General features: G+C 59.9%; 12 protein-coding genes. 8 read left to right on the top strand and 4 right to left on the bottom strand.

The genetic code is table 11. The annotated features are described in order from the left end of the window. Positions 1-11 precede the first annotated feature (11 nt). Positions 12-146 carry a DUF6771 family protein gene (locus tag O3305_RS23190; RefSeq protein WP_353739212.1) on the top strand — a complete coding sequence of 45 codons (135 nt, stop codon included), beginning with the start codon at positions 12-14 and terminating at the stop codon, positions 144-146. Here O3305_RS23190 and O3305_RS21615 read toward each other — a convergent pair. Together O3305_RS21615 and O3305_RS21620 are read right to left on the bottom strand one after the other, a co-directional pair. Continuing rightward, positions 133-1,704 carry a recombinase family protein gene (locus O3305_RS21615; RefSeq protein WP_269574380.1) on the bottom strand — a complete coding sequence of 524 codons (1,572 nt, stop codon included), beginning with the start codon at positions 1,702-1,704 and terminating at the stop codon, positions 133-135. The genes O3305_RS23190 and O3305_RS21615 overlap by 14 nt on opposite strands. Before the next feature lie 163 nt (positions 1,705-1,867). Continuing rightward, a complete protein-coding gene (locus O3305_RS21620) occupies positions 1,868-2,116 on the bottom strand; it encodes a hypothetical protein (protein WP_269574381.1) in 249 nt (82 codons plus the stop codon). Positions 2,117-2,343: 227 nt separating this feature from the next. On the opposite strand from O3305_RS21620, the gene O3305_RS21625 reads away from it, so the two are divergent. Together O3305_RS21625 and O3305_RS21630 are read left to right on the top strand one after the other, a co-directional pair. Then, positions 2,344-2,577, top strand: coding sequence for a hypothetical protein (locus O3305_RS21625; RefSeq protein WP_269574382.1), 234 nt, complete (start codon positions 2,344-2,346; stop codon positions 2,575-2,577). 134 nt (positions 2,578-2,711) lie between these two features. Beyond that, positions 2,712-2,927 (top strand): helix-turn-helix domain-containing protein, encoded by a 216-nt coding sequence (locus O3305_RS21630; RefSeq protein WP_269574383.1) that lies wholly within the window; start codon positions 2,712-2,714, stop codon positions 2,925-2,927. A 1-nt stretch (position 2,928) separates the two neighbouring features. Here the strand turns inward: O3305_RS21630 and O3305_RS21635 are convergent, their stop codons facing one another. Continuing rightward, complete coding sequence (locus tag O3305_RS21635; protein ID WP_269574384.1) at positions 2,929-3,507, bottom strand: recombinase family protein; 579 nt, start codon at positions 3,505-3,507, stop codon at positions 2,929-2,931. A 204-nt stretch (positions 3,508-3,711) separates the two neighbouring features. On the opposite strand from O3305_RS21635, the gene O3305_RS21640 reads away from it, so the two are divergent. From O3305_RS21640 to O3305_RS21650, 3 genes are all read left to right on the top strand, one after another. Continuing rightward, a complete protein-coding gene (locus tag O3305_RS21640) occupies positions 3,712-5,019 on the top strand; it encodes a nucleotide-binding domain-containing protein (RefSeq protein WP_269574385.1) in 1,308 nt (435 codons plus the stop codon). Beyond that, entirely contained in the window at positions 5,012-5,596 is a 585-nt protein-coding gene (locus tag O3305_RS21645; protein WP_269574386.1) for an SLATT domain-containing protein, read from the top strand. Before O3305_RS21640 ends, O3305_RS21645 begins: the two co-directional genes overlap by 8 nt. 461 nt (positions 5,597-6,057) lie before the next feature. Beyond that, a complete protein-coding gene (locus O3305_RS21650) occupies positions 6,058-6,885 on the top strand; it encodes a class I SAM-dependent methyltransferase (RefSeq protein WP_269574387.1) in 828 nt (275 codons plus the stop codon). On the opposite strand, the gene O3305_RS21655 is transcribed toward O3305_RS21650, so the two are convergent. Further along, complete coding sequence (locus O3305_RS21655) at positions 6,882-8,186, bottom strand: methyl-accepting chemotaxis protein (protein WP_269574388.1); 1,305 nt, start codon at positions 8,184-8,186, stop codon at positions 6,882-6,884. The genes O3305_RS21650 and O3305_RS21655 overlap by 4 nt on opposite strands. A 159-nt stretch (positions 8,187-8,345) precedes the next feature. Between O3305_RS21655 and O3305_RS21660 the strand changes: the two genes are divergently transcribed. Both O3305_RS21660 and O3305_RS21665 read left to right on the top strand, forming a co-directional pair. Then, on the top strand, positions 8,346-8,966 hold the full coding sequence (locus O3305_RS21660) for an ATP-binding cassette domain-containing protein (protein ID WP_269574389.1): 621 nt from the start codon (positions 8,346-8,348) through the stop codon (positions 8,964-8,966). Between the two features lie 104 nt (positions 8,967-9,070). Beyond that, on the top strand, positions 9,071-10,567 hold the full coding sequence (locus O3305_RS21665; RefSeq protein WP_269574390.1) for a CoA-acylating methylmalonate-semialdehyde dehydrogenase: 1,497 nt from the start codon (positions 9,071-9,073) through the stop codon (positions 10,565-10,567). Positions 10,568-10,642: the final 75 nt, after the last annotated feature.

Here is a 10,642-nt window from a genome sequence, read left to right on the forward strand (position 1 = left end):
TTTGTTCTACAGTGTCAGTATGGAACGAGTCGCCAACCCAATCTCTGGCAGAAGCCATTCTCTTCGCCCCTGCTTGGGTCCGTGTAGGCATCACGCGCCCGCAGCCCCACCGTTTATCGCAGTTGGGCTTGATTACTCAATCTTAAGTTGTCGCCGCCAGCGCCTTGCTGCCGCAGCTTCCATTACCTTGCCCCTTGTCTGTGGCAGGCCCAGTATATCGTAAAGCCGCAGAAGGCTTCCGAAAATTTTTGCATAGTACCAAGCCGATGGACAACCGGGGTGGGCATCAATAACGTTGCCACTCAGATATCCGTGCTCAATGTAAACTTGTCTGACTAGATCAAGAAGTTCTTCTGCGGAAAAACATTCACCGTTCTCCCGTGTACACGCTATTTTTTGAGACTGGCGATTTGGTGTTATACCGGCAAGATTGTATAGCTTTAAAAGACCTCCAAATCTCCGGCCGTAATATGTTGATGATGGAGTTTCTTTGCTGGCGTCAATTATCGTTTTGCTAATTTTCCCGTTGTCTCGATAAATCTTTCTTATGGAGTCCAGCAACTCGTCATCTGTGAACGCCTTGATTCTTCTCGTGGTGGACGTGAGTGGCTTGTCATATCCGATCAGCTTGCAGGCCTTTCGAAGGCCGCCAAATCTCTTATAAAAAACAGCAGGGCCGGGCAAATATTGACATGATTCAATTAGTGAACCTGAAATGTATCCGTTGTGCTTTAAAAGCCGAGTTAGGCCACTTAATAATTCTTCGTCATTAAGGCGAAGTGACTTAGTTAATCTGCGCTTAGAGGCGGCGGCCTTGAAAAGCTCTTCCGGTATAATGGGGTCCATGGCGCGTGATCTAATCCAAGATTTGGCGGGGGCAGGCCCTCTGGACCCAAGATTGTTTACCTTTCTGCCAAATACGTAAGTTCCTACGTATATCTCATTTTCTAGAACTTTCTGGACGCTGTGATAGTCCCATGGCTGTCCGCTTGGCTGGGGCTTTCGCAGTCTATTTAATTCTTCTGCTACCTCGCTGATCTTTAGATCGCTATAAACATATAAATCGAAAATCTTTCTAACTAAGCTTGTCTCACTTCTTGGGCCCTTAACATAAACAACTCTGTCTGTGAGGAGGCCTTTGTACTGTCCCGGCAATAGAATCATTCGGGGCCTTCCGTTTTCATCAACGACTTGCCGCCGAGTGCCGATTACGGCAGGGGCGCCCTGCTTATAGCCGAGCCGAGCTTGCTGCCTCTGCGCACGTGCAACCTTCGTAGATAGCTCTCGGCTGTACTCCGCAGCCATGACGCGTTTCATGTGCTTGACGATTGCCGCCATTGAGCCGCCGTCGTTGTCGAAAGCCTCGCAGCAGTAGGAAACGGGGATGCCTGCCTCCCGGCACATATACTCGTAGTGCGCGGCTTGATCGGCATCCTGAAAGCGGCCCCACCGGCTCACGTCGAGGACAAGGATGGCCTTGTAAGGCATTGCTCCTGACAGCACATCGCTGAGGAGTCGCTTAAGCTCGGGCCTCCCGCTCAGCGTTAGCCCGCTTTTCCCAGAGTCCTGGTACGTGGCGACCACTTCGAAACCGTTCGCGAGAGCATAGGCGGCTATCGCGTTTTTTTGGTTATCGGGGGAGAAGCGCTGATGCTCCGTGGACATTCTTATGTATTGCGCAGCTGGAATGATCTGCTTTGGCATTTGGGTGTCTCCGGCGAGGTTGAAGGGCCAGCCGCACAGCCAAGTTGTCGCCAAAGTGTGAGCATCCGCGGAATTTCGGCGGTAGGCTGTGAATCGAACGGCATCGCCGCCCGTATGATCCTCTAAGACTTCGACCTAACGTGTGGCTGTCTGCTTTCCGCAGCTATCCGCCAGCTCGAGCTTTGCCGGCGGCCAATATCTTATTGCTGCATGCCCCCATAGCATCGATGAAAGCCGAACGGTCGTTCTCCGCATAGACGATCACACCCTTCGTCCAGGCGAACCCTTGGTAGCCGGCATAGCCCCCATAGCTATTCTTTGACTGCACCCGACCGAAACCGCATCCAGCTTCCGGTACGACGACAATACCTTCGAACTTTGTCGAGTCTGGGTCCTTCATCTGCGAACGCACGTCCGCCTCAATTCGGGCTTGCAACTGTTCGTCTGCCGTTGGTGGCGGGGGCGGTGCGGGCTCTTGGGAGCATGCCGAGACCATGGGGAGGACGGTTAGTAATACAGCTAGGGGGCCGAACCTCATGCTAGCACCTGATTACCGGAGGCCGGGCAGATTAGGTCCGCTTCTAGGGCGAACTTCCATGCATCAAAGAATTCATGCTGTAGCTCGCAACCGGTGAGACTTTGGGCAAGGCGGCGCATCCGGTCGCGTTGATCCGCCCCGGTGTTTCGCCGGCCGATCTTTTCGCGGCGATCTACGACGATCCGGTCACGGGATGCGCGGATGAGGAAGGTGTCGCCCTCGAACTTGGCTTTAATGTAGCGCCCGCCGTCCGGTTGAGCCTTGTTGAATATAAACGTGACCGCTGGGCGCGGCTCTTGGGCCGCAGGCGGCAGCAGCAGAAATGGCGCGATTAGGACTGATATCATAGCTCCCCCTTCCTGCGCGTCGTGTCACAGTTTCTGTGACTTGCGCAAGATGGTGGACATGGCTGGCCATGCCTACTCGGCGAACCACCAGCCCCGGATTCAAAGATCATCGATATAAAGCGGTGATCGACAGTCTTGTGGAGCGGCGCAGGGCGCTGGGAATGAGTCAGCAGGCCCTGGCCGACGCGCTGGGCCTGCATAAGCAGTTCATATCTCGGGTGGAGCTTGGGGAGCGCAGGCTCGACTTTGTTGAATTCGCCGATTTCGTTCGGGCGTTGGGATTGGAGCCGGGCACTATCGTTACGTCCGTCCCAAGCCAATCCGAGGGCACTGGCTAGCTCACAACGTCCTCTTCTCCACCCGCTGGATGGCAGCGCGGGAAACGCCATATCGCTTGGCCAGGGCGCCCAAAGACGTGCCCTTCGATCTTTCGGCTACGATGGTTCGCTGCTGGTCTGGGCTAAGGCTGGAAGGGCGTCCAAGGGTCTTTCCTGCCGCCTTGGCCCTGCTTAGGCCGGATTGGGTGCGTTCGATAAGAAGGTCGCGCTCGAACTCTGCCACCGCAGCGATGACACCCATCGTCATCTTACCGGCGGCGCTTGTAAGATCGACTCCGCCCAGCGCTAGGCAGTGAACACGGACGCCATCGGCGGCGAGGCGCTCTACGGTAGCACGAACGTCCATAGCGTTGCGCCCGAGGCGATCTAGTTTTGTGACGATCAGAACATCGCCTGCTTCAAGGCGATCTACCAGTCGAGCAAACTCCGTCCGTTCCATGGCAGCAGTGGAGCCCGATATGGTTTCCGTAACAATGCGCTTGGGATCGACCGAGAAGCCCGCCGCTTCTACCTCCCGAACCTGATTGTCAGTGGTCTGGTCGCCGGTGCTAACCCGGCAATAGGCAAACGTTCTTCCCATCGAGGTATTCCCTGTATCGATTCTGTGTATCGAAAATAGGGAGTGTATCGGAAATTGGAAGGGCTATATTCCGATCAGGTCACAGTGCGTGTGTCGGAATCCTCCGATTTAGAGCCATAGATTAATGTGGATAACCATCCTTGGCGTTCTGGAAGGAGCATGGCTTCGCCCCTACGTTAAAAGTGACCACGGCGAGGATGGAAAATGGGAATCGGAGAAGTCTTCAAAGAGTTTCTTGGAAACCTCGCAGTCGATAATGCTCAGTCAATTTCGGACCGATATGGTGAGATCACCTGTGCTTTGAACAAAGCCTTTCGAGATACCGAATCAAAAACGGCGAATACGTTGCAGGTTGGTTCGTATGGGCGGTGGACCGCCATCAAGGGCATTTCCGACCTCGATATGCTTTATATAATGCCGCAGGGTGAGTGGGAAACTTACAAAGACGGTGGGCAGGCCAAGCTTCTCTCTGATGCAGCTGCTGCGATACGCACCCGCTATCCGAAGACTGATATTGGGGTTGATAGGCTGATTGTCCGAATTCGCTATTCCAATTTCCATGTAGAGGCTCAGCCGGTTTTTAAGCTTGCCGATGGCAGCTTCCGATATCCCGACACTTACCAAGGAGGTAGTTGGAAGATTACCAAGCCATCCGAAGAAATTTCTGCAATGTCCGAGTTTGATCAGCAGAAAAATAGGAACCTTAGGCGACTATGTAGGATGGCAAGAGCTTGGAAGAACAAGCATGGCGTTGGGATTGGCGGGCTGCTGATAGATACTCTATCACATAAGTTTTTGCAGTCTACATCTGAATATGACGACAAAAGTTACTTGTATTACGATTTGATGAGTAGGGACTTTTTTCAGTACTTATCGCAACTTCCTAAGCAAGATTATTTTATGGCGCTGGGCAGCGGCCAGCGCGTGAAGGTCAAGGCCAATTTTCAGAAGAAGGCGAGCAAGGCGTATGACCTTTGCCTCAAAGCCATCGCGGCGGAAGGGACAGATAAGCAGAACGACAAATGGAGGGCAGTTTTTGGGCGCCGGTTCCCAGCGCCGGCGAAGATCGAAAAATCGGCGCTTGCGGAGAGCCGGTTTCGCGACACCGAAGAGTTTATCGAGAACTCGTTTGTGGTCGATATCCGTAACAACATCAGCATTGATTGCGAGGTTACTCAGGATGGTTTCCGGCCGGCTTCACTGCGCGATATGCTGACTAAGCGAGTATTTTTGCAGCCCCGGAAGAGGCTGCACTTCTCCATATCGGCAACGGATATTCCGGGGCAGTTTGGACTTTTCTGGAAGGTCTTAAACCGCGGTCCAGAGGCTGAAAAGCGAGACATGATCCGTGGGCAAATCGTGGCGGACAAGGGTCATCGAGAGTTGGTAGAGCATACCAGTTTCAAGGGTGACCACGTTGTCGAATGCTATGCGGTGCAGCATGGCGTTGTTGTAGCCACCGACCGAATTCATGTACCGATCACCTCCAATTCGGAGGATGCTGATGGATAGACCCGCGCTTCTAAAATGCATAGCTGAGACAGGATACAATGTCGGGTTCGGAGCGAAGAAGCACTTCGCTACCTATGATATTGTCAGCAAAATTCCGGGGTTTATCGGCTTCCTATCTTTGGCAGTCGGTACCTTGGCGTTAGTTATCGATGAGCTTTCAAAAAAACTGCCGTCAGCCGCTATGGTGATTCTGGGGGTTATCGCCCTGTATATCGCGTACTACGATCATACGCGCGAAAGATATAATGAAGTAGGTGTAGAGCTTACGAAAATATACAACAACCTTCGTAAACTTTATCGTGACGTTCAGTCGAGCGGGGCAACTGATTTTTCAACGGAAGAGGCGGAGCTTTACCGCTTGGAAGGAGAATATTACACCCGTTCTATCACGAAGCAGATAATGTTTAGCGACTGGTATGCTCATTATAAGTTCTTCTGGCAGCATCAAATTGACTGGATCGAAGAGCAGAAGCAATTCACCTTTTGGCGCGATAAGATGCCCCTCACCGGGACCGTAGCACTAGTGGCGCTTTCCCTTGCAGCGGTTGCGGGAGGCATCTGGACCTACTGTCGTTGACACAGCGACGAAACAGGTAACGTCTTGAAAGGTGCTTTCGAGACGGTATAACTCGAACTCGGAGTCGCCAGAAACGGCAGATTTCTCAGAATTTTCGAATGTTTGCTTTTGGCTGGTTCAGCATTGTCAGCCTTCGGAGGGCAGCGCTCAATCTAATGAATTGGGATTGCCTGATTACAGTGTCGCTAGGTTCCCACGTTCTCGTGCTGGCACAAACTCGTCACAGCGGACGGGCTTGCAGGAAGCGAGAAATTGGTTAGCCTTGTTGCAGGAGTGTCGGAAGCGGCTGTTCTCCGAGGTTTTCGAAATGGCAGCGGTGTCTCTTACGAATTGACATCGCAGGGGTCGCAAGTTCAATCCTTGCCGCGCCCACCATATAGAAGAGCCGCCAGGTCAATGACTTGGCGGCTTTTTCTTTGTCCGCGCTGGCGCCGCGTGCCGCTTTGGCGCATCCTCGCCCCATGCAGAAAACCTTTTCCGAGTCTGGCTATGACTGGGCGAGTGGACGCGGCGCGCTGTGGCGGGACAAGCTGGACGGGATGGAGGCGCTGCTGGCGCCCATCGACGTGCCGTTCGTCGAAGCGCTGGCTCTCGATGCGCCTTGCCGGATCGGCGAGATCGCCTGTGGCGGGGGCGGCACCACCCGCGCCATTGCCGCCGCCGCGCCGGCAGGCAGCGAGATCACCGGCTTCGACATTTCGCCGGATCTGGTCGCCGCCGCCACGGCTCGTGCGGGCGACGTCGCGCGCTTCGTCGAGGCCGATGTTTCGCGATACCGGCCCGATAGCCCGTTCGAACGGCTCGCCTCGCGCTTCGGCGTGATGTTCTTCGAGGACCCCGCTGCCGCCTTCGCCAATCTGCGTCACTGGCTCGCGCCCGGCGGGCAGCTTGCCTTTGCCGTGTGGGGCCCGGCCGCCGAGGTCGGCTTCATGGCGCAGCTCCGCGGGACGATCGCCTCCGTGATGGACGTGGCGGCGAGCGATCCCGATGCGCCGGGTCCCTGTCGCTATGGCGATCCCGCGAAGCTGATCGCGCTGCTCGAAGGGGCGGGGTTCCGCGATGCCGCGAGTCGCACCGTGCATTGCTCGCTGCCGGTGCCGGGTGACACCCCCGCTGCCGCTGCGGCCTTCCTGCTCGCATCCTCGTCGATGGCCGCGCCGCTGGCGGATGCGCCCGAAGAGGTGCGCGAACGGGCGCATGCCCGCCTGACCGAGGTCTGTGCGAGGCATATGGAGGACGGTCGGGTCCGCATGCCAGCCCGTGTCGAGATCGTCACCGCCAGGGGCTAGGCAACGCGCAGCTCCGCGAGGAAGGCATGGACCTGGCCCGACAGCGCATCGGCGCCGTCATGCAGCCGAACCGCCACTTCGCGCATCGCCCGGGCCTGGCTCGAGGCGTCGAGCGAGGTGCCGCCGATCGCCTCGATATCGCGCTGGATGCCGGTGCTGGCATGCACGGCTTCATCCACGTTGCGGGCGATCGTCCGTGTCGCTTCTTCCTGCCGGGCGACTGCGCCCTCCACGGCATCGGCCAGCGTAGCCATCGCGCCGATCGCCTGCTCGACCCGCTCATGGCCCGCGGCGACTTCGTCGATCCCGCCGCGAATCTCGCGGACATGGGCAGTGATCCGGTCCGCCGCGATGCCGGTCTGAGTGGAGAGCTGCTTCACTTCATTGGCGACCACGGTGAAGCCGCGCCCCGCCTCGCCCGCACGCGCCGCCTCGATCGTGGCGTTGAGCGCGAGCAGGTTCACCTGCCGGGCGATGTCGCTGATCAGCCCGATCACCGAATCGATCGACTGAGCGGAGTGGAGCAGGTCGCGGGTACGCGCACTGCCGGTCTCGACCAGCTGGGAGACCGCGGAGGCCGCGAGGCGCGCGTCGCTGGTATTGTGGGCGATGCCGGCAAGTGCGCCGGCCAGGTCGCGGCCGCGCGCGGCGATCTCGGCCATGTTGTCGCTGGTCTGCGAGGCGGCGGTCGCGACGGCGACGGCACGGTCGCCGACTCCACTGGCCCGGTCGGCGGTAGCGAGCGCGCCCTGCTCGAGTTCGGTCGAGAGCGTGCCCATGTCGCGCGACAGGGCCTCGACCTGTGCCTCGAAGCGCCTGCTCGCCGCTTCGATCCGCGCGGCGCGCTCGACCTGTGCCCGCGCCACCGCGACTTCGCGTTCCGCGGCGAGATGGACGAGGCGGCGGTTGTTCACCGTCGCCTGCACCCGGCCATTCCGGACCAGGATCATGCCTTCGCTGCCGCCGGACGCGCGATAGCTCTCCATCAGCCGGCCCATGTCGTCGCTCATTTCGGCGACCGGGCAGGCGCGGACATAGCGCGATACCGCAGCGCCGTAGGACGGGTTCCGCATCAGCGCGTGGCCGAAGGGATTGAGCAGCAGCCGCCGCACGTCCTTCTCGAAGATCGCGCCGAGCGGGCGCTCCTGCGCGTCGACGATCGCGACGAGGCGCAGCTCGGGGTCGCCGCCGAACAGTTCGGCGGCCCGCCACATCGTGTCGGTCAGCGTGAGCAATGGCGGGTTGAGCTCGCGCTCGGTGAGCCAGGTGCCGCGGGGCGCAGGGGGATCGGCAAGAGACATTGGCTGCCGGATAGGAGGCACTTGGTAAATGCCCACTTAGCCTAGCGTTACAGTACCGAGACAATGCGCATTTTTTCGCGGGTTACGGGCGATTTCTTGCGAAAAATCGTGGGCGTGGCTGTAACCATGGCGTCATCCGCCGCTGGCTAGGGGGAGGCCATGAAGTTCAGCATCGAAAATCTGGCGCTCAGCCACGGTGACCAGCGCGTGATCGACGGCGTCGAGGCAGTGCTTGAACCCGGCCGGGTGACGGTGGTGCTGGGCGGCGCGGGCGCCGGCAAGGCGCTGCTGCTGCGCGCGCTCGCCGGACGAGTCGATCTCGATGCCGGCCAGATCCGGCTGGGCGGGCGGCTGATCGGACGCTTCACCAAGGGCGAGCGCGCCGCGGCGTTCATGTTGCTGGGAGAGGGCCGGCGCGGACTGTTCGGCAGGGGCCCCGTCGATCTCGCCGATGCGATCGGAGCAAGGCCGAGCTGGCTGTTTGCCGCGGATCCGCTGAGCATGCTCGACCCGGTTACCCAGTTCGCCCGGATCGGCCAGCTGCGAGCTGCCGCGCAGCAGGGGATGGGCGTGGTGGTGACGCTCGCCGATCCCGTGCTCGCTGCCCGACTCGCCGATGACGTGCTGCTGCTCGGCCAGGGGCGCATGCTTGGTTTCGGACCGGCGCGCGAAGTGCTGGAGCACCGGAATCTGCGCCAGGCATTCGGGATCGAGGTGATGGTGATTGGCGATGCCAATGGCCGGCTCCTCCCCGTGCCGATCGGCTTCGCCACCCAGTGAGGCGCCCCATCGAGCGGCGCGTGACAGCGACTGTTTCTTGTGCCACTGCGTAATTAAATTACACAGTGAGTCGGGCCGCAAGAGCCCGAAGCAGGAGAAATATGGTGCGTAACATCGACCATGTCATCGTCGGCCATAACGGCGGCGCGGGTGCCCGGACCGGCGAGGTGTTCAACCCGAATACCGGCCAGGTACAGGCGCAGGTCCAGCTCGGCGGCCAGGCCGATCTCGACAAGGCGATCGCCGCCGCCCAGGCCGCCCAGCCCGGCTGGGCCGCGACCAACCCGCAGCGCCGCGCCCGCGTGATGTTCGCCTTCAAGGCGCTGGTCGAGAAGAACATGGACGAGCTGGCGCACCTGCTCAGCTCCGAGCATGGCAAGGTGATCGCCGATGCCAAGGGCGATATCCAGCGCGGCCTGGAGGTGATCGAGTTCGCCTGCGGCATCCCGCCTGTCCTCAAGGGCGAGTACACTCAGGGCGCGGGCCCCGGCATCGACGTCTATTCGATGCGCCAGCCGCTCGGCATCGGCGCGGGAATCACCCCGTTCAACTTCCCGGCGATGATCCCGATGTGGATGTTCGGCGTCGCCATCGCCTGCGGCAATGCCTTCATCCTCAAGCCCTCCGAGCGCGATCCCAGCGTGCCGGTTCGCCTTGCCGAGCTGATGCTTGAAGCGGGCGCGCCCGAGGGCATCCTCCAGGTCGTGCACGGCGACAAGGAAATGGTCGACGCGATCCTCGACCATCCGGCGATCTCGGCGGTGAGCTTCGTCGGCTCGTCGGACATCGCCCATTATGTCTATCGCCGCGGCGTCGAGGCCGGGAAGCGCGTCCAGGCGATGGGCGGCGCGAAGAACCACGGCATCGTCATGCCCGATGCCGATCTCGACCAGGTCGTCGCCGATCTCTCCGGCGCCGCCTTCGGCTCGGCCGGCGAGCGCTGCATGGCACTGCCGGTGGTCGTCCCGGTCGGCGACAAGACCGCCGATGCGCTGCGCGAGAAGCTGATCCCGGCGATCGAGGCGCTGCGTGTTGGTGTCAGCACCGATGCCGAGGCGCATTACGGCCCGGTCGTGAATGCCGCGCACAAGCAGCGCGTGGAGAACTGGATCCAGACCGGCGTCGATGAAGGCGCCGAGCTCGTCGTCGATGGCCGCGGCTTCCAGCTCCAGGGCCATGAACAGGGCTTCTTCATCGGCCCGAGCCTGTTCGACCGCGTCACGCCGGACATGCAGGCGTACAAGGAAGAGATTTTCGGACCCGTGCTCCAGATCGTCCGCGCACCGGACTTCGAGACCGCGCTCAGGCTGCCGAGCGATCACCAGTACGGCAACGGCGTCGCCATCTTCACGCGCAACGGCCACGCGGCCCGCGAGTTCGCCGCGCGCGTCAATGTCGGCATGGTCGGCATCAACGTGCCGATCCCGGTACCGGTCGCCTATCACACCTTTGGCGGCTGGAAGCGCTCGGCCTTCGGCGACACCAACCAGCACGGCATGGAAGGCGTGAAGTTCTGGACCAAGGTGAAGACGATCACCCAGCGCTGGCCCGATGGCGGCGGCACGGGCGACAGCGCCTTCATCATCCCGACGATGGGCTGATCGGCCGCGCCGATCCGGGACGCAGGCCGTGCCCTTGTGGCGCGACAGGCGGGGGCCGGATCGGTTAGGCTGGTG

Origin of the sequence: Sphingomonas sp. NIBR02145, assembly GCF_027359115.1 — a bacterium.
Lineage (GTDB): Bacteria > Pseudomonadota > Alphaproteobacteria > Sphingomonadales > Sphingomonadaceae > Sphingomonas > Sphingomonas kyeonggiensis_A.